General features: G+C 72.9%; 17 protein-coding genes. 6 read left to right on the top strand and 11 right to left on the bottom strand.

Going from position 1 to position 18,390, the window contains the following annotated elements; genetic code table 11:
- The first annotated feature begins 11 nt into the window (after positions 1 to 11).
- On the top strand, positions 12 to 665 hold the full coding sequence (locus ACFVYR_RS31670) for an RNA polymerase sigma factor (RefSeq protein WP_384257585.1): 654 nt from the start codon (positions 12 to 14) through the stop codon (positions 663 to 665).
- Positions 662 to 1,693 carry a maleylpyruvate isomerase N-terminal domain-containing protein gene (locus ACFVYR_RS31665; RefSeq protein ID WP_384257588.1) on the top strand — a complete coding sequence of 344 codons (1,032 nt, stop codon included), beginning with the start codon at positions 662 to 664 and terminating at the stop codon, positions 1,691 to 1,693. Before ACFVYR_RS31670 ends, ACFVYR_RS31665 begins: the two co-directional genes overlap by 4 nt.
- Positions 1,694 to 1,744: 51 nt before the next feature.
- On the opposite strand, the gene ACFVYR_RS31660 is transcribed toward ACFVYR_RS31665, so the two are convergent.
- The gene (locus ACFVYR_RS31660) at positions 1,745 to 2,266 is read right to left on the bottom strand and encodes a MarR family winged helix-turn-helix transcriptional regulator (protein ID WP_384257590.1); all 522 of its coding nucleotides are present in this window, start codon (positions 2,264 to 2,266) and stop codon (positions 1,745 to 1,747) included.
- A 136-nt stretch (positions 2,267 to 2,402) separates the two neighbouring features.
- Here ACFVYR_RS31660 and ACFVYR_RS31655 point away from each other — a divergent pair, with 136 nt between their 5' ends.
- Positions 2,403 to 3,470 (top strand): alkene reductase, encoded by a 1,068-nt coding sequence (locus tag ACFVYR_RS31655; RefSeq protein ID WP_384257592.1) that lies wholly within the window; start codon positions 2,403 to 2,405, stop codon positions 3,468 to 3,470.
- 82 nt (positions 3,471 to 3,552) lie between these two features.
- On the opposite strand, the gene thpD is transcribed toward ACFVYR_RS31655, so the two are convergent.
- The 6 genes from thpD to ACFVYR_RS31625 form a co-directional block, all read right to left on the bottom strand.
- Positions 3,553 to 4,452 (bottom strand): ectoine hydroxylase, encoded by a 900-nt coding sequence (thpD, locus tag ACFVYR_RS31650; RefSeq protein WP_384257595.1) that lies wholly within the window; start codon positions 4,450 to 4,452, stop codon positions 3,553 to 3,555.
- Positions 4,453 to 4,504: 52 nt separating this feature from the next.
- Positions 4,505 to 4,909, bottom strand: coding sequence for an ectoine synthase (locus ACFVYR_RS31645; protein ID WP_361727199.1), 405 nt, complete (start codon positions 4,907 to 4,909; stop codon positions 4,505 to 4,507).
- Between the two features lie 53 nt (positions 4,910 to 4,962).
- Positions 4,963 to 6,234: a diaminobutyrate--2-oxoglutarate transaminase gene (gene ectB / locus ACFVYR_RS31640; protein ID WP_384257596.1), complete on the bottom strand. Its 1,272-nt coding sequence runs from the start codon at positions 6,232 to 6,234 to the stop codon at positions 4,963 to 4,965.
- Positions 6,235 to 6,300: 66 nt separating this feature from the next.
- Complete coding sequence (gene ectA, locus ACFVYR_RS31635) at positions 6,301 to 6,852, bottom strand: diaminobutyrate acetyltransferase (RefSeq protein WP_384257599.1); 552 nt, start codon at positions 6,850 to 6,852, stop codon at positions 6,301 to 6,303.
- A 350-nt stretch (positions 6,853 to 7,202) separates the two neighbouring features.
- Positions 7,203 to 7,733 carry a DinB family protein gene (locus ACFVYR_RS31630; protein WP_384257601.1) on the bottom strand — a complete coding sequence of 177 codons (531 nt, stop codon included), beginning with the start codon at positions 7,731 to 7,733 and terminating at the stop codon, positions 7,203 to 7,205.
- A 130-nt stretch (positions 7,734 to 7,863) separates the two neighbouring features.
- Positions 7,864 to 8,964, bottom strand: coding sequence for a pyridoxal-phosphate-dependent aminotransferase family protein (locus ACFVYR_RS31625; protein ID WP_384257773.1), 1,101 nt, complete (start codon positions 8,962 to 8,964; stop codon positions 7,864 to 7,866).
- A 111-nt stretch (positions 8,965 to 9,075) separates the two neighbouring features.
- Here ACFVYR_RS31625 and ACFVYR_RS31620 point away from each other — a divergent pair, with 111 nt between their 5' ends.
- Both ACFVYR_RS31620 and ACFVYR_RS31615 read left to right on the top strand, forming a co-directional pair.
- A complete protein-coding gene (locus tag ACFVYR_RS31620) occupies positions 9,076 to 10,173 on the top strand; it encodes an amidohydrolase family protein (protein WP_384257603.1) in 1,098 nt (365 codons plus the stop codon).
- Positions 10,174 to 10,536: 363 nt separating this feature from the next.
- Positions 10,537 to 11,490: an SCO1860 family LAETG-anchored protein gene (locus ACFVYR_RS31615; protein WP_384257606.1), complete on the top strand. Its 954-nt coding sequence runs from the start codon at positions 10,537 to 10,539 to the stop codon at positions 11,488 to 11,490.
- A gap of 350 nt (positions 11,491 to 11,840) precedes the next feature.
- Here the strand turns inward: ACFVYR_RS31615 and cobC are convergent, their stop codons facing one another.
- Positions 11,841 to 13,391, bottom strand: a complete 1,551-nt coding sequence (cobC, locus tag ACFVYR_RS31610; RefSeq protein ID WP_384257608.1) for an Rv2231c family pyridoxal phosphate-dependent protein CobC — start codon at positions 13,389 to 13,391, stop codon at positions 11,841 to 11,843.
- Between the two features lie 74 nt (positions 13,392 to 13,465).
- Between cobC and ACFVYR_RS31605 the strand changes: the two genes are divergently transcribed.
- Positions 13,466 to 14,197, top strand: coding sequence for a ZIP family metal transporter (locus ACFVYR_RS31605; RefSeq protein ID WP_384257611.1), 732 nt, complete (start codon positions 13,466 to 13,468; stop codon positions 14,195 to 14,197).
- A 14-nt stretch (positions 14,198 to 14,211) separates the two neighbouring features.
- Here ACFVYR_RS31605 and ACFVYR_RS31600 read toward each other — a convergent pair whose 3' ends face one another.
- Genes ACFVYR_RS31600 through ACFVYR_RS31590 form a run of 3 tightly spaced genes read right to left on the bottom strand, consistent with a single transcriptional unit; the run spans position 14,212 to position 18,364 of the window.
- Positions 14,212 to 15,678, bottom strand: coding sequence for a cobyrinate a,c-diamide synthase (locus tag ACFVYR_RS31600; protein WP_384257613.1), 1,467 nt, complete (start codon positions 15,676 to 15,678; stop codon positions 14,212 to 14,214).
- Entirely contained in the window at positions 15,672 to 16,280 is a 609-nt protein-coding gene (gene cobO / locus ACFVYR_RS31595; protein ID WP_384257615.1) for a cob(I)yrinic acid a,c-diamide adenosyltransferase, read from the bottom strand. Before cobO ends, ACFVYR_RS31600 begins: the two co-directional genes overlap by 7 nt.
- Positions 16,280 to 18,364: a putative cobaltochelatase gene (locus ACFVYR_RS31590; protein WP_384257618.1), complete on the bottom strand. Its 2,085-nt coding sequence runs from the start codon at positions 18,362 to 18,364 to the stop codon at positions 16,280 to 16,282. The genes cobO and ACFVYR_RS31590 overlap by 1 nt, the downstream gene beginning before the upstream one ends.
- Between the last annotated feature and the right edge of the window lie 26 nt (positions 18,365 to 18,390).

The following is an 18,390-nucleotide window of genomic DNA, read 5'->3' as shown; positions in this document are numbered from 1 at the left end:
GGCCGCGCGAGGTGGTGGTGCCGGTGAAGCCGTCGTCCGAGGAGCCGGGCACGCCGGAGCCGCGGGCCCGCCCCGGTGGGCCCGCCGCCGACGCCGCCCTGCACCGGCGCCTGGTGCACGGCGAGGAGGCGGCCCTCGCCGAGGCCTACGCCGCGTACGGCCCGCTCGTCCGCCGCGTCGCGGCGCGCGTCACCCGCGACCACGCCGCCGCCGAGGACGTGGCGCAGGAAGTCTTCGCCCATCTGTGGAGCCGGCCCTACGCGTACGACGCCCGCCACGGCGGCCTGCGCGTCCGGCTCTCGATGCTCGCCCACCGGCGCGCCGTGGACTGGGTGCGCGGCGAGGAGCGGCACCGCAAGGCCGTGCCCGCCGACGGGGCGGCCCCGCGAGCGGTCCCGGCGCCGGGGCACTCCCCGGACGGGCGCTCGCCGGACGGGGCGGTCGTCGAGCAGGAGCGCTCCCTGCTCCTGCACTCCGCCCTCACCCGGCTCCCGCCGTCCCAGCAGCAGGTGATGCACCTGGCCCACTTCGCGGGCCGCACCTACCGGCAGGCCGCCGTCGAACTCGGCATCCCCGAAGGCGCCGTCAAGAGCGGTCTGCGAGCGGCCCTTGGCACACTGACCGAGACCCTCGCGGACCCGCCCCCGCGAGGTGAGCGCCCGTGACGGACCCCCACGCGGCGGTACGCGAACTGCTCGGCGCCCGGGCCGTGGACGCCCTCCTCGCGGGCGAGGAGGCCGAGGTCGGCCGGCACCTGGGGGAGTGCGCGCCCTGCGCCGCCGATGCCGCGCGGCTGCGGGCCACCGTGCGGTACCTCGACGGCCCCGCCGTGCCGGACCCGGCACCGGACGCGCCGTCCACGGCGCACGGACTCTCGCTGGCCCTGCGGACCCGCGCCCCCGCCCTGCGCACCGCCCCGCACGCCGCTCCTTACGCCGCCGCGGTCGCCGCGCTCCAGGCACTCCTCGGCGAACTGGACGAGCGCGGGCCCTGGAGCACGCCGGTCGCGCACGACCGGGACGTCCGCGACACCGTCGCCCATCTGATCGCCGCCGACGAGCCGCTCGCCCGGCGGCTCGGCCCCGGCCCCCGCGCGCAGCAGCCCGCCCCCGGCTCGTCGGACGGCGCGTCCTGGCGTACGGCGAGGAAGGCGCGTACCCGCGAGGTGATCCGCCGCGAGCGGGCCCGCACCCCCGCGCAGACCGTCTCCGCCTGGCGCGTCCAGGCCGCCGGACTGCTCTCGTCACGTGCCGCCCACGACGCCGAACGTGCCGCCCGCGCAACGGAGCTGGCGGGCGTCCTGCTGCCCGTCACCGACCACTTCCTGGCGCGCGCCTTCGACACCTGGGTGCACGCCGACGCCATCGGATGCGCCCTCGACCGCGTCGTGCCCCCGCCGCCGCCCCCGCACCTGTGGCGGTTCGTGCGCCTCGCCGTCCGCCTGCTCGGCCCGGCCCTCGGCCCGAAGGCTCCGCCCGTCGCGCTCACCGTCGCCGGGGAGGGCGGCGAGACCGAGTGGGTCCTCGGCAGCGCGGACGATCCGGTACGCGCGCAACTCGTCCTCGGCCCGGTCGACTTCTGCCTGCTGGTGGGCGGCCGGCGCGCGCCGGACCGGGTGCCGCGCGGCACATCGGGCGACGAGTCGGCGGCTCAGCGGGTCCTGACCCGGGCGGCGTCGCTGTCCTGGCTCTGATCTGATCCGATCTGATCGGATCAGGCCGGAGCAGAGACCGAGATCGCGCCCTCAGGCGCGCCCCTTCCGCTCCGGGCAGTCCTCCGTCTCCTTGCACAGGTTCGTCTCCACCTTCGCGAGGAGCCGCGCCAGGTCCGCGCGTTCCGTGTCGTCCAGGCCCGCCAGCGTGTGGCCCTCCAGCTCGCCCCACGCGCGTTCCACCTGAGTGAGCAGGCCGCAGCTCGCCGCGCTCGCCTCGACCAGGACCGCGCGGCGGTCGCTCGGGTCGGGGCGGCGGCGTACGTGGCCGGCCTGCTCCAGGCGCTGCAGCATCTTCGTGACCGTCGAGGGGTCGAGGTCGACCGCCTTGATCAGCTCGGACTGCCGGACCGCGCCCGCCTCCCACAGGTGCATCATCACGAACTCCTGGCCGGGGTAGAGACCGAGACCCTTCAGCACCTTGCCCGCGGCGATGCGGTGCAGCCGGGCGACCCGGCTGACGGCGAGACTGACAGGTCCCGCGTCGGCGACACCGGAGGCCCCGGGGGTACAGACGGGGTCGCCCGGAGGTGCCTGGACGGTGTCGGCCTTCATCACGTGCTCCTGTTTGTCGATCGTGAGACGTCTGCCAAAAGATTACCTTGGTCGGCCAAGGAATGGGTTACAGTGCTCTCAGCGCGAATGATTGGCCGACCACATATTTCCGTCGTATCTCAGTCAGGGAGTTCTGATGACCACCGCGTTCGACCCGATCGACCTGTCCGGAACCCAGCTCCGCAACCGCATCGCCATGGCCCCCATGACCCGGAGCCGCGCTGGTCAGGGCGGTGTCGCCACCGATCTGACCGCGGAGTACTACGCGCAGCGCGCTTCCGCGGGACTCATCGTCACCGAGGGCATCCAGCCTTCCGTGGTCGGCCAGGGATACCCGGACACGCCGGGCCTGCACAGCGCCGAGCAGACCGCCGCCTGGCGCAAGGTCACCGACGCCGTGCACGCCGCCGGAGGCACGATCTTCGCCCAGCTCATGCACGCGGGCCGCGTCGGCCACCCCGTCCTCCTGCCCGACGGACTGATCAACGTCGCCCCCTCGCCGGTCGCGGCCGACGGACAGGTGTACACCGCCGAGGGCCCCAAGGACTTCGTCACCCCGCGCGAGCTGACCGACGCCGAGATCCGCGCCACCATCGCCGACTTCGCCACCGCCGCGCGCAACGCGATCGACGCGGGCTTCGACGGCGTGGAACTGCACGGCGCCAACGGCTACCTGATCCACCAGTTCCTCGCCCCCGGCTCCAACCGCCGCACCGACGCGTGGGGCGGCTCGCCCGAGAACCGCGTCCGGTTCGCCGTCGAGGTCGCCGCCGCCGTCGCCGAGGAGATCGGCGCCTCCCGCACCGCCCTGCGCATCTCGCCCGGCAACCCCGCCAACGGCATCTCCGAGCCCGACCCCGAGCCCGTGTACACCGCGCTCGCCAAGGAGCTGGCCGCGCTCGACATCGCGTACCTGCACATCATGGAGATCGGCGGCGTCCGCGAGCTCACCGTACGGCTGCGGCAGGACTTCGGCGGCACGCTCGTCCTGAATCCGCACAGCGAAGGCCCCACCGGCCCCGACGCCCTCGCCCTGGTCGAGGACGGCACCGCGGACATCGTCACGTTCGGCGCCCTGTTCCTCGCCAACCCCGACCTGCCGGCCCGCCTGAAGGCGGGCGGCCCGTACAACACCCCGGACCCCGCGACCTACTACGGCGGCGCCGAGAAGGGCTACACGGACTACGCCTTCCTGGCGCAGTAGCCGTAGAACGGCGAACGGCCCGGCTCCCAGGAAAGGGAACCGGGCCGAACACGCCCACCTGACAGGTCACTTCACCGGCAGGTCACTTCACCGGGGTGAAGTCCCGCGCCCCGATGTACTCGGGACGGCGCACCGGCGCCGCGAACGGCTCCACCGCCGTGTTCTCCACGCTGTTGAACACGATGAAGACGTTGCTGCGCGGGTACGGGGTGATGTTGTCCCCCGAGCCGTGCATGGCGTTGCAGTCGAACCACGTCGCCGATCCCGCCTCGCCCGTGAACAGGCGGATGCCGTAGTCGGAGGCGAGGTGTGTGAGCGTCGCGTCCGACGGGATGCCCGCGTCCTGCATCTGCAGCGACCGCTTGTAGTTGTCCTTCGGCGTGGCGCCCGCGCAGCCGAGGAACGTCTTGTGCGACCCCGGCATGATCATGAGGCCGCCGTTGGTGTCGTAGTTCTTCGTCAGCGCGATGGACACCGAGACGGTCCGCATGTTGGGCAGGCCGTCCTCCGCGTGCCAGGTCTCGAAGTCCGAGTGCCAGTAGAACCCGGAGGCGCCGAAGCCCGGCTTCACGTTGATCCGTGACTGGTGGACGTAGACGTCCGAGCCCAGGATCTGCCGTGCCCTGCCGACGACGCGCGGGTCCGCCGCGAGCCTGCCGAAGAGCTCGCTGATCTTGTGCACCTCGAAGATCGACCGGATCTCCTGGGAGCGCGGCTCGACGATGGAGCGCTCGTTCGCGCGCATCGCCGGATCGTTGATGAGCCGCTCCAGCTCGGCGTGGTAGACGCTCACTTCGTCCGGGGTGATCAACTGGTCGATCGCCAGGAAACCGTCCCGCTCGAACCCGGCCAGATCCCCGGCCGAGATCGGCCCTTCAGCGCCCGGCTCGGACCACACGACGGGGTCCTTGCGCTCGATGAGCACCTCTTCGGTGCCTCGCGTCGGGTACAGGTCACTGGTGCGTTCGGGTGCGGTGGTCATGGTGTTGCCTGCCTCTCCTCTCGTACGGCCCTGTTCGGGATGTAGGACTCGATCAGTCCGCGTCCGGCTCCGTGAGCAGCGGGTACACGCCGTTCTCGTCGTGGTCCTCACGACCCGTGACGGGCGGGTTGAAGACACAGATGCAGTGGAAGTCCTCCTTGATCCGCATCGTGTGCTTCTCGTGCCCGTCGAGCAGGTACATGGTGCCCGGCGTGATCGTGTACTTCTCGCCGGTCGTGTCGTCGGTCAGCTCCGCCTCACCCTTGGTGCAGACGACGGCCTCGATGTGGTTCGCGTACCACATCGACGTCTCCGTACCCGCGTACAGGATGGTCTCGTGGACCGAGAAGCCGACGCGCTCCTTGGCGAGGACGATGCGCTTGCTCTCCCAGGTACCCGAAGCGGCCTTCACATGCCGGTCGGTGCCTTCAATGTCCTTGAACGAACGGACGATCACGGTGAGTTGATTCCTTTTCTCTTACGGTGCCGGGGGCCGGCCGGGTCGCTCGGTCAGGCGGTCTCGCGGACCGCGCGGGCCAGCGTGCGCAGCCCCTCGTCCAGCTCGTCGGGGGTGATCGTCAGCGCCGGAAGGAGCTTGACGACCTCACCCTCGGGGCCGGAGGTCTCGATGAGCAGGCCCAGTTCGAAGGCCCGCTTCGCCACGGCGCTCGCGCGGTCCTTGTCCAGGAACTCGATGCCCCAGACGAGACCGCGGCCGCGGAACTCCTTGATCTCCGTGCGGTTCTCCTCGACGATCGCGGCGAGCACCTGCTCGACCTGCTCGCCGCGGGCGCGGGTCTGCTTCTCCATCGCTGAACCGTCGGCCCAGTAGGCCTCAAGGGCGGCGGCGGCCGTCACGAACGCGGGGTTGTTGCCGCGGAACGTGCCGTTGTGCTCGCCCGGCTCCCACACGTCGAGCTCCGGCTTGAACAGGCAGAGCGACATCGGCATGCCGTAGCCGCTGATGGACTTGGACACCGTCACGATGTCCGGCGTGATGCCCGCCTCCTCGAAGGAGAAGAAGGCACCGGTGCGGCCGCAGCCCATCTGGATGTCGTCGACGATCAGGAGCATGTCCCAGCGCTCGCACACGTCGGCGAGCTTGCGCAGCCACTCGGTGCGGGCGACGTTGATGCCGCCCTCGCCCTGCACCGTCTCGACGATCACGGCGGCGGGCTGGTTCAGGCCGGACCCCTGGTCCTCCAGGAGCCGCTCGAACCAGATGAAGTCGGGGGTCCGGCCGTCCAGGTAGTTGTCGAACGGCATCGGGGTGCCGTGCACCAGCGGGATGCCGGCGCCCGCCCGCTTGAAGGCGTTGCCGGTCACCGCGAGCGAGCCGAGCGACATGCCGTGGAAGGCGTTCGTGAACGACACGATCGACTCGCGGCCCTTGACCTTGCGGGCCAGCTTCAGCGCCGACTCGACGGCGTTGGTGCCCGTCGGGCCCGGGAACATGACCTTGTACGGCAGGTCGCGCGGGCGCAGAATGATGTTCTGGAACGACTCCAGGAAGGCGCGCTTGGCGCTGGTCGACATGTCGAGGCCGTGGACGACCCCGTCGCGCTCCAGGTAGTCGATGAGGGCGCGTTTCAGGACCGGGTTGTTGTGGCCGTAGTTGAGTGAACCGGCTCCGGCGAAGAAGTCGAGGTACTCATGGCCGTCCTCGTCGTACATGCGGCTGCCCTGCGCGCGGTCGAAGACCGTAGGCCAACCGCGGCAGTAGCTGCGCACCTCCGACTCCAGGGTCTCGAAGACGCTCAGGTCGGGCTGGGTGATGGTCACAGCAGATCTCCTGGGAGATGGAAAGGCGTGGGAGTGGGGGGTTCGGGCGTGCGGGGGGAGCGAAGTTCAGGGGTGGATCGGACCGATGCGGTAGAGCACCTCGGGCTCGTGCCCGTCATCCGGGAAGAGCCCCGCGTCGAAGAGGGTCTTCCGCTCGACCGACGCGCCGTGGCGCCGTGCGTAGGAGAGGAACAGCCGCTCGGAAGCGGTGTTCCCCGGCGAGATGGTCGTCTCGACTGTGCTCAGCTCGCGCCCGGCGCCGACCTTCGCGGTCAGCCCTTCGAGCAGCGCGCCGGCGAGTCCGCGGCCGCGCTGCCCGTGGTCGACGGCCACCTGCCAGACGAGCAGGGTGTCCGGGCGCTCGGGCCTGATGTAGCCGGTGATGAAGCCGACCGGTTCCCCGGCGGCGTCCCGCGCCACGACGGACGTGGCCGCGAAGTCACGGCACCACAGCAGATAGCTGTAGGACGAGTTCAGGTCGAGCACTTTGGAGTCGCGGGCGATCCGCCAGATGGCGGCGCCGTCGGCGACCACGGGACTGTCGAGTCGCAGCCCCTCTGGCATTTTCAGGAATTTCGCTTGCAGGTCGGTCGGTAGATCGGCTTGTGCAGCGGTCATGCGGATTGAATTTACCGAGCAATTCCTGGGATTGCATCGGGGGGAGGGGTTACATGAAAGCGGTTCATGTGTTATCACGCGTAGGTGCGCGCCCGCATGAGGTCCCGCTGGTTTGGGGTGATTTGACCGGGATTTATAGCACAAAACGGGCGCGATGTGGAGTACGTCACAGATCCGCAATCGCGCGGAAGGTGTCCGGATTGCGGTATTTGATGCTGTCGAAATCTTAGTGTTTAGGACCCGGGAAAGCGGGCAGAAGAATACGGGAAGCTGTGCTTCTCGAGTTTATAAACAATTCGTGGGATTGGTTGCGGGAATTCACAGTGACGCAAAGAGGCGGAGGGGTGGATTCACGGTCCGGTGACCCCGTCGATGCGTTCCCTCAGGAGATCCGCGTGGCCGTTGTGCCGGGCGTACTCCTCGATGAGGTGGACCAGGATCCAGCGCAGGCTGACCGTCTCCTCGCCGCCCACGACCGCCGCCTCCTCGGCGCCGAGCCGCCCCGTGTCGTCGAGTGGACGCCCCGCGCAGATCCCCCGGTTCACCTCCACCTCGCGCTCCCACACCGCGAGCACCTCGGCGAACGTCCTGGACCGGTCCGGGGTGAAGGCGCAGGACTGGTCCTCCCCGTAGAGCGGCGGCACGTCGCGCCGGGCGAAGATCCGCTGGATCCAGTTGCGTTCGACCTCCGCGAGGTGCTGTACCAGGCCGAACAGCGAGAGTGCGGACGGCTCGACGGCCGTGCGCAGCGTCTGCTCGTCGTCGAGCCCCGCGCACTTCAGCGCCAGGGTGGCGCGGTGCATGTCGAGCCAGCTCGCCAGCAGGGCCGGCTCGTCTGCGGTCAGGGGCGGGATGCGGCGGCCGTCCGGAAGTGTGGTCATGACAGGTACGTTGCCATGGGGCGGTGGACGGCCGCAGCGATTTCGTACAGGTCGGGGCCGATGCCGCCGAAGGCCCCGCGCGCGCTGCGCCCGCGCTTCGCGCGGACGGCGGGGGTTCGAAGGCGGGCTCTCAGCGCCAGGCGTCGTTCACCGCGCGCCGGGCCGCCTCCAGGTCGACCGCGAGACCGGCCTCGCCCATCGCGGCGCCCAGCGCCGCCAGGCAGGCGTGCACCGCGCCACGGGTCGCGTCCTGGCCGTAGTGGTTGACCCGGATCATCTCCTTGGCCAGGGCCCCGCCCCCGGCGACCAGCGCAAGCGCCGGGTCCGAGGCGAGCGCCGCGGCCACCAGGGCCGAGGCGTCCACGCCCGAGGGCGCCCGCAGGGTGGTGGCGACCGGAGCCGCGTCCGCCGCGTCGTGCACGTACGGCTCCAGACCCCCGCCCAGCGCGAGCGCGCCCGCGCGGGTGGCGGCCGCGGCGGTGGCGTGCCGCGTCATCAGGGCGTCGAGGCCCTCCGTCTCGATACGTTCCACGCACGCTTCGAGCGCGAGCATCTCCAGCTGGGCGGGCGCGTGCAGCAGGGCCTTGCGGCCGCCGTCGATCCAGCGCTCCTTCCAGTCCAGGAGGGAGAGGTAGGAGCGGCGCGGCGCCTGCGGATTGGCGGCGATGCGCTGCCAGGCCCGCTCGCTCACGGACACCGCGGAGACACCCGCGGGCCCGCCCATCGCCTTCTGCGCGCCGATCACGCACAGGTCCACGCCCCACGCGTCCGGCAGCAGCGGTTCGGCGCCCACCGAGGCGACCGCGTCCAGCATGAACAGCGCCCCGTGCGCGCGCACGACCTCGCCGATCTCCGCGACGGGGTTGGTGTTGCCCGTCGCGGCCTCGGCGTGCACGAGCGAGACGAAGTCGATCTCCGGGTGCTCGGCGAAGGCCTGGCGCACCTGGTCGGCGGTGACGGCCGTGTGGAAGGGCACGGCGAGGTCGATGACGGTCGCGCCGCAGTCCCGCAGCCAGTTCCCGAAGGTCTGGCCGTACGGCCCGGTGATCACGTTCAGCGCGGTCGTGCCCGGCCGCGCCGCGCCCCGGATGCATCCCTCCAGGGGCAGCAGGGCCTCGCCCTGCATGATCACGACGTCCTGCCGGGTGCTGAGCAGCTCCGCCACCCGTGCCTCGATGGCGGCGAAGTGCTGGGCGCTCAGCGGCGCCAGGTCCAGAAAGGGATGCGTCACAGTACTGCTCACGTCACTGCTCACTTCGCTCACGAGTTCGTTCGGGCTGCGGTACCGAGCGTACCGACCGGGCCCGTACCGGGCGCTGCGAGTGCCTCCTAAGCTGCTGCCATGAGTGATCACGCGGTGCTGCACGTGACGGGGCGGGTGCTCGTCGGGCCCGATGAGGTACGCGACGAACTGTGGGTGGTCGGGGGGAGGGTGACGTACGACCGGCCCGCGGGGACGGCCGCGGCCGACATCCGTACCGTCCAGGGCTGGGCCCTGCCCGGCCTGGTCGACGCGCACTGCCACGTGGGCCTGGACGCGCACGGTCCGGTCGACGCCGCCACCGCAGAGAAGCAGGCGCTGACCGACCGTGAGATCGGGGCCCTCCTGCTCCGCAACGCGGGCTCGCCCTCCGACACCCGCTGGATCGACGACCGCGAGGACCTCCCCAAGATCATCCGGGCGGGCCGCCACATCGCGCGCACCCGGCGCTACATCCGCAACTACGCCCACGAGATCGAGCCCGAGGACCTGGTGGCGTACGTCGCCCAGGAGGCGCGGCGCGGGGACGGCTGGGTCAAGCTCGTCGGCGACTGGATCGACCGCGAGGCGGGTGACCTGACGGCGTGCTGGCCGCGCGACGCGGTGCGGGCGGCGATCGCGGAGGCCCACCGCCTCGGCGCCCGCGTCACGGCCCACTGCTTCGCCGAGGACTCCCTGCGCGACCTGGTCGAGGCGGGGATCGACTGCATCGAGCACGCCACGGGGCTGACCGAGGACACGATCCCGCTCTTCGCGGAGCGCGGCGTCGCGATCGTCCCGACACTCGTCAACATCGCCACGTTCCCGGCCCTCGCCGCGGGCGGCGAGAAGAAGTTCCCCCGCTGGTCGGACCATATGCGCCGGCTGCACGCCCGCCGCTACGACACCGTGCGCGCCGCGTACGACGCGGGCGTCCCGATCTACACGGGCACCGACGCGGGCGGCTCCCTGGCCCACGGCCTGGTGGCCGCGGAGGTCGCCGAGCTGACCCTCGCGGGCATCCCCGCGGTGGACGCGCTCTCCGCCACGACCTGGGGCGCGCGCGACTGGCTCGGGCGCCCCGGTCTCGCGGAGGGCGCGCCGGCGGACCTCGTGGTGTACGAGGCGGACCCCCGTCAGGACGTACGGGTGCTCGCGGCGCCGCGCAGGGTGGTGCTGAACGGGCGGGTGGTGGGGTGACGGCCGGGGTCCGGTCGTGATGGCGGACGCCCGGCCGGTGCCCGGTTGACCCGGGCGTTGCGCGGGGGTGGTGCGGGTCGTTGGAGTCGCCCCGCGGGGGAGCGCGCGTCAACGGCCGTGCGCGGGCGGCCGGTTGCTCGGGTGACGTGAGGGAACGCCTGTGCCGGGGGATTCGAAAGCGTGGGCGGAAACCTCCCTTTGGGGTGAACTCACGCCAGGTTGCTGACCGTTCACCCACAGTGCGTAAAGATTCCCGCGTCGCCCTCGCCGATGCAGGGCGACGCCGTCGGCCGGTTCGCACGCGTTGTCCCCTTGTGACGTGCGCCGCCGGTGGCCCGTCTCTCTCGTGGGGGTTCCACCACCTTGAACAGCAACACCTTCCGCATGCCCGCGCGCCGCCTCTCCGTCGTCGCCGTCGCCACCGCGCTCGCCGCCGGACCCGCGGCCCTCGCGGGCGCGGGGTCCGCGCAGGCCACGGGTGGCGACGGCCACCGGGGCGGGCGCGCCGACGCCGTCGTCCTGCGCGCCGGTCTGAACGTCTCCCTGCTCAACAAGACCGTGAACGTCCCGCTCAACGTCGCCCTGAACGAGGTGCGGGCCCCTGCCAGCGCCTCGAAGACCGCGCTGACCGCCCACCTGAACGGGGTCGACGGAGGCCGCCCGTTCAGCGTGCTGCGCGCCGACGTGGCCACGGCGAAGGCGACGGTGCGCGGCGGCACGGCCGAGGGCTACAGCAACATCGCGCGGGCCCGGGTCCATGTGCCGGGGCTGCCGCTGCTCTCCCTCATCGAGGTCGAGCAGGTCACCTCGAAGGCGCTCTGCACGGCGGGGAAGCGGCCGGTCGCCGAGTCGAATCTGCTGGGCGGGGTGACCGTGCTCGGCAAGAAGGTCACGCTGACCGCCGGGGGGACGACCGAGGTGAAGGTGCCGGGCGTCGGCGAGGTGCGGCTCGACCTGTCGAAGACGCACGTGACGTCGCGTACGGCCGCGGCGTCCGCGCTGGAACTGAAGGTGTCCGTGAACCCCCTGAAGCTGAACGTGGCGGAGGTGACGGGTGCGGTGACGCTGGCCGGGGCGGAGTGTGAGACACCGGCGGGAGCACCGCCGAAGGACGCGGAGACGAAGCCGCGGCCGCAGGGGGAGCCGGCGAAACCGGCGAAACCGGCGAAGCCGGTGGAGTCTGCGAAGCCGGTGGAGCCGGAGCTGGCGGAGACGGGCGGCAGCTCGATGACGCCGTATGTGGCGGGCGGGGCGGTGGCGTTGCTGCTGGCGGGGGGTGGGGCGGTGGCGCTGGGCAGGAGGCGGAGGCGGGGCTGATTCTGGCGGGGGCGCCTTGGGCGGGGTTCGCCTGTTGTTCGGTTGTGGGGCGGGGCCGCGGGGGTATGTGCGTACTCGCTATCCCTGCGTCGCGCTGCACGAACAATGGGGCTATAGCGTGCTCGGTGCTCCGTTCGCACATACCCCCACGTCCCCTCCGGCGCGCGAGCGACTGCGGTCCGGTGGGGGCGTGTCCCTACTCCCGCTGTGCGTCGCAGGGTGAACGGGTGGGTGGGTGGGATACATCCGCCGCGAAGCGGCGGTCCCGTTCGTACCCGCGGACGGGAGACGAAGGGGACCCCTACCCGCCCTCCATCCCCGCGAAGCGGGGGTGTACCCACCCCCTGCCCCTACTCCCGCCGTGCGTTGCGGGGCAAACGGGTGGGTGGGTGGGAGGCATCCGCCGCGGAGCGGCGGGTCTGTTCCGGCCCCCCGAGCACCGCCGAGAACGCGCCGAGGAGGCGGTCCGACGTGGCGCGATCGCGGACGGCGACCCGGATCCAGTCAGGCCCCAGGCCAGGAAACGTGTCGCCGCGCCGCACCGCGAACCCCCGCCCCCGCAGCCGCTCGCGCACCCCGGCCGCCCCGGGCACCCGTATCAGCACGAAGGGCCCCTCCGCGGGCTCCACCGCGCGGACCCCGAAGGAGGACAGCTCCGCCAGGCCGGCGAGCAGGTGGGCCCGGTCCGCGGCGACACGGTGCGCCGCGTGGCCGGCCTCGGCGAGCGCCCGCGGCCCCACACACGCCCGCGCCGCCTCAAGCGCGGGCGAGGACACCGGCCACAGCGGCTGCGCCTGCGCGAGGGCGGCGATCGTGTCGGGCGCGGCGAGGACATAGCCGATCCGCAGCCCGGCCAGGCCCCACGTCTTCGTGAGGCTGCGCAGCACCACGAGGCCGGGCACGTCCGTGCGGCCCGCCAGCGCCTCCCGTTCGCCCGGCACCGCGTCCATGAAGGCCTCGTCCACCACCAGGGTCCGCCCGGGCCGCGCCAGCCCGGCGACCGACGCCGCCGGATGCAGGACGGATGTGGGGTTCGTGGGATTGCCGACGACCACCAGGTCGGCCTCCTCAGGCACCGCCGAGGGGTCGAGGCGGAAGCCGTCCTCCTCCCGCAGCAGCACGCGCCCGACCTCGTGCCCCGCGTCCCGCAGCGCCGCCTCCGGCTCGGTGAACTGCGGGTGCACGACGTAGGGGTGACGCACCTTCAGGGCGCGGGCGAGCAGCACGAAGGCCTCCGCCGCGCCCGAGGTGAGCAGCACGCGGTCCTGCGGCAGGCCATGGCGTGCCGCCACCGCCTCGCGCGCCGCGCGCCCGTCCGGGTAGGCCGCCAGGCCGTCCAGGGACCTGGCGATCACCTCTTTGAGCCAGGCCGGGGGAGTGTCGGACCGTACGTTGACCGCCAGGTCGGTGAGGTCCGCGCCGTCGTCCCGTACCTCCGCGTCCCCGTGGTGGCGCAGGTCGACGGGGGCCGGGACGCGGGGCCGCCGCAGGCCCGCGACCGCGCACGTCGCCATCGAAGGACGCCCCTCGGGCGCCGACTTCCGCTTGGGCACGAGGAGTTCGCCCCCGCCGCGCAGCGCCGCCGCCTCCGCCACCGACGGCGTGCCCACCGCCGCCCGGGACCGCGCCGAGGGGTTCGGCACCGTCACCTCCGCGAGCTCCCGCGCCGAGTACGTCACGAGCGGCACCCCGAGCCGCGCCGCCGCCCCCACGATCCCCGGCTCCCCGCCCTTCACGTCGACCGTCGCCAGCTCGGCGACCGCCTCCTCGGGGAAACCGGCCTCGCGGACCGCCGCCCGGACGAGGCCGAGCACCTCGTCCACCGCCGCGTCCTCACAGGCACCGACGCCGACGACGAGGACGGTGTCATCAGGGGGCGTCGTCCGTCCGGCACCGGTCATGGGGAGGTCCTTCCGTGTGAGGCGGGGGGGAGGTGGATGTGCGGGGCAGGGGGTCAATCGGATAGCAAGGGCCCATGGCGGTGCTCGTGGCGCTCGGCGCCTTCCTCATGACCCTGGTCGGCGGCTGGACGGCCCAGCGGGTCACCGACCGGCGCCATCTCGTCCTCGGGCTCGCGGGCGGCCTGATGCTCGGCGTCGTCGGCCTCGACCTGCTGCCGGAGGCGCTGGACGCCGCGGGCGGACTCGTCTTCGGCGTACCGGCGGCCCTGCTCCTGTTCGTGGGCGGCTTCCTCGTCGCCCATCTGGTCGAACGGCTCCTCGCGGGCCGTCAGGCCGCACACGGCGCGGGCGGGCACGACCGCGGGCGGGTGCCCGAGGTGGGGCTCACGGCGGCCGCCGCGATGGTGGGCCACAGCGTCATGGACGGCGTCGCGATCGGCGCGGCCTTCCAGGTCGGCGGGGGCATGGGCGTCGCCGTGGCGCTGGCCGTCGTCGCCCATGACTTCGCGGACGGCTTCAACACGTACACGATCACCAGCCTGTACGGGAACGCCCGCCGCAAGGCCCTCGCGATGCTGTTCGCCGACGCGGCGGCGCCGGTGGTGGGCGCCGCGTCGACGCTGCTCTTCACCATTCCGGAGCAACTGCTCGGCGGCTATCTCGGCTTCTTCGGCGGCGCGCTGCTCTACCTCGCGGCGGCCGAGATCCTGCCCGAGGCGCACCACGACCACCCGGCCCGCTCGACCCTGCTGTGCACGGTGGCGGGCGCGGCGTTCATCTGGCTGGTGGTGGGCATCGCGGGCTGAGCCGACCCGTGCGGTCACGGCGTGCAGCTCCCGACGAAGCGGCGCGCGACGCCCGGCTCCGCCGCCCAGTGCGTGTGCAGATAGCTGGCGTGCACGTTCCCCTGGACGAAGCCCTCGACGCGCCGCTCGGGCGCGTGCAACCCCCAGGCGGGCGTCGGCCCCGCGCCGGGCTCGACGACGGTGCGGTGGAACTCGTGGCCCCGCGTCCGCGCGCCCGCGACCGCGAGCACGCTGTCCGACACGGCCACCGCTTCCCGGTACCCGAGCGTCAGCCGCTCCGCCATCCGCGCCTGTGCGTCGAGCACCCCGCACATCGGCTTCCCGTCCAGCTCGCGCGCGAGGTAGAGCAGCCCCGCGCACTCGGCGGCCACCGGCGCACCACAGAGCGCGAGTTCGGCGACGGCCTTCCTGAGCCGCTCGTTGGCGGACAGCTCGGGAGCGTAGACCTCGGGGAACCCGCCGCCGATGACCAAACCCGCGGTCCCGTCGGGGAGTTGCTCGTCGCGGAGCGGGTCGAAGGTGACGACCTCCGCCCCGGCGGCGGTGAGCAGCTCCGCGTGCTCGGCGTAGGAGAACGTGAAGGCGGCCCCACCGGCGACGGCGATGCGGGGGCGAGATCCAGCCTGTCCAGCCTGTCCGGCCTTTGCGGACGAACCCGGCGCAGCCGGTGATGGACCGAGCCCCGTGCCGGGGTCCGGGGCGGCGCCCCGGTTTCGGGAAGGGGCGGGATCGGGGAGAGCAGCGCCGCGGGCGACAGCCGCAACCGGATCCCACGCGTCGCCCGACAGCGAGGGCGCGCTGCGCGCCAGCGCGAGCAGGGCGTCCAGGTCGCACCCCTCCCGCACCTGGGCGGCGAGTGCGGCGACGGACTCGACCGCCTCGGCCTGCCGCTCCGCCACCGGAACGAGCCCCAGGTGCCGGGAGGGCGCCCGGACCTGGGAAGCGCGGCGCAGAGCACCGAGCACCGGCACCCCCGACTCGTCCAGCGCCTGACGCAGCAACTGCTCGTGCCGGTCGGAGCCGACCTTGTTGAGGATGACGCCCGCGATCCGCACCTCCGGGTCCCACGACGCGAAGCCGTGCACCAGCGCCGCCACCGAGCGCGACTGCGACGACGCGTCGACGACCAGGACGACCGGGGCCCGCAGCAGCTTCGCGACATGGGCCGTGGAGGCGAGTTCGCCCTGCCCGGCGGCCCCGTCGTACATCCCCATCACGCCCTCGACCACGGCGAGATCGCACCCGGCGGAGCCGTGCGCGAACAGCGGCGCGATCAGGTCGGGGCCGCACAGGTACGCGTCCAGGTTGCGGCCGGGGCGGCCGGTCGCGAGCGCGTGGTAGCCGGGGTCGATGTAGTCCGGCCCGACCTTGTGCGGGGACACGGCGAGCCCGGCCGCCGCGAACGCGGCCATCAGGCCCGTCGCGACGGTCGTCTTGCCGCTGCCCGACGACGGCGCCGCGATGACGAGGCGAGCTACCACTCGATGCCCCTCTGGCCCTTCTGGCCCGCGTCCATCGGGTGCTTGACCTTGGACATGTCGGTGACCAGGTCGGCGAAGTCGATCAGCTGCTGCGGCGCGTTGCGCCCGGTGATGACCACGTGCTGGGTGCCGGGGCGGTCGCGGAGGACCTCCACGACCTCCTCCACGTCGATCCAGCCCCAGTGCATCGGGTAGGCGAACTCATCGAGGACGTACAGCTTGTACGTCTCCTGGGCGAGGTCCCGCTTGACCTGCTCCCAGCCCTCGCGGGCCTTGTCCTCATTGGTCGACTCGCCCTCGGCGGGGGCGCGCTGGATCCACGACCAGCCCTCGCCCATCTTGTGCCAGGCGACCGAGCCGCCCTCGCCGGAGGCGCCGAGGACCTTCAGCGCGTTCTCCTCGCCGACCTTCCACTTCGCCGACTTCACGAACTGGAAGACGCCGATCGGCCAGCCCTGATTCCAGGCCCGCAGCGCGAGCCCGAACGCGGCGGTCGACTTGCCCTTGCCGATGCCCGTGTGCACGAAGACCAGCGGACGGTTGCGGCGCTGGCGCGTCGTGAGCCCGTCGTCCGGTACGACGCTCGGCTGTCCCTGCGGCATTAAGCGGCCCTCCTCGAAGGCGAGTTCATGGTCTGTACGTCCTTGACGAGGCCGGCGATCGAATCCGCCCGCAGCTCGTCGAGGGTCACGGCCGTCCCGCCGAGCTCACCCGCGAGCTGCCCCGCGAGACCAAGACGCACGTAGCCCGACTCGCAGTCCACGACGACCGAGGCGACGCCTTCGGCCGCGAACAGCCTGGCGGCACGGCCCGCGCGGGCCACCGGCTCCACGCCCCCGGTCGCCCGCCCGTCCGTCACCACGACCACCAGCGGACGGCGCGCCGCGTCCCGCAGCCGCTCGATCCGCAGCACGTCGTGCGCCTTCAGGAGCCCGGCGGCCAGCGGGGTGCGCCCGCCCGTCGGCAGTGATTCGAGCCTGGCCGCCGCCGCGTCCACGGACGACGTCGGCGGCAGCGCCACCTCGGCGTCCTTGCCCCGGAACGTCACGAGCCCCACCTTGTCGCGCCGCTGGTAGGCGTCGAGGAGCAGCGAGAGCACGGCGCCCTTGACGGCGCTCATCCGCTGCCGCGCCGCCATCGACCCGGACGCGTCCACGACGAACAGCACGAGATTGCCCTCGCGCCCCTCCCGGGTGGCCTGCCGCAGATCGTCGCGGCGTACGACGAGGCCGGTGCCGGAGCGTCCGCGGGCCTTCTGGTGCGGGGCCGCGGCCTGCACCGTCGCCGCCAGGTGCAGCTTGGTCAGGGCGCCTTGGGGGCGGCGCGAACCCGTCGTACGGCCGTGCTCGGTGCGGGCACGCGAGCGCCGGCCCGCCGCGCCCTCACCGATACCGGGCACGCTCAGCATCTTCGTGCGGAACGGCTCGGCGGCCCGTACGGCCTGCTGCTCGCCGGTGGCGCCGCCCGGGGCGGGGGCGGGCTCCTGAGGGGCCGCTGTCTCGTCGGGGTCGGGGCCCTGGTTCTGTGCGGGCAGGTCGGGAGAGGGGGGCTCCGGGCCGTCGGCCGGGGGCTGCCCGCCGCCGTCGGGGCCACCGCCGTCGGGGCCGCCGTCGGGACCGCCGCCGTCCGGGTCGTCGTCACCCTCCGGAGGCTCCGGCTCCGCGGAAGCCTCGTCCTCGCGCGCCTCCTCCAGCGTCTCGTCGAGCTTGTCCTCGTCGAGGCCCGGCGCGTCGAAGGGGTTGCGGCGCCTGCGGTGCGGCAGCGCGAGCAGCGCGGCCTGGCGCACGTCCTCGCTCTGCACGTCGGTACGGCCCGCCCACGCGGCGAGCGCCGTCGCGGTGCGCGCCATCACGATGTCCGCGCGCATCCCGTCGACCTCGAACGCCGCGCAGGTCGCCGCGATCTGCCGCAGCGCCGCGTCGCCGAGGACGACCTGGGGGAGCAGCGCCCGCGCCGCCACGACGCGGTCCCGCAGCGCGGACTCCGCCTCGCTCCAGCGCCCGGCGAAGCCCTCGGGATCGTCGTCGTACGCGAGGCGCCGCCGTACGACCTCGACGCGCTGGTCGGTCTCGCGGGACGCGGCCACCTCGACGGTCAGCCCGAACCGGTCGAGCAACTGCGGGCGCAGCTCGCCCTCTTCGGGGTTCATCGTGCCGACGAGCAGGAAGCGTGCGGCGTGCCGCACGGAGACGCCCTCGCGCTCCACGTACGAGGCGCCCATGGCGGCGGCGTCCAGGAGGAGGTCGACCAGGTGGTCGTGGAGGAGGTTGACCTCGTCGACGTAGAGGATGCCGCGGTGCGCGTCGGCGAGCAGGCCGGGCTCGAAGGCCTTGACGCCCTCCGAGAGTGCCCGCTCGATGTCCAGGGCACCGACGAGGCGGTCCTCGGACGCGCCGACCGGCAGCTCGACCATCCGGGCGGGCCGCGCGGTGGCGCCGCCCGTCTCGTGCGGGCCGTCCGGGCAGTTCGGGTCGGCGGCGGCCGGATCGCACGAGAAGCGGCACCCGGCGACGACCGGCACCTCGGGGAGCAGCGCCGAGAGAGCGCGCACGGCGGTGGACTTGGCGGTGCCCTTCTCACCCCGCACGAGCACACCGCCCACGGCGGGCGAGACGGCGTTCAGCAGGAGCGCGAGCCGCAGGTCGTCCTGGCCGACGAGAGCGGTGAACGGGTACGGGGTGGTCACTGAGCCTCCTTGATGCGGTGGTGCGG

The organism is Streptomyces sp. NPDC058284, from assembly GCF_042881135.1.
Classification (GTDB): Bacteria; Actinomycetota; Actinomycetes; order Streptomycetales; family Streptomycetaceae; genus Streptomyces.
Note: the sequence above shows the minus strand (reverse complement) of the source record. Positions and strands in the feature narration are given on the sequence as shown.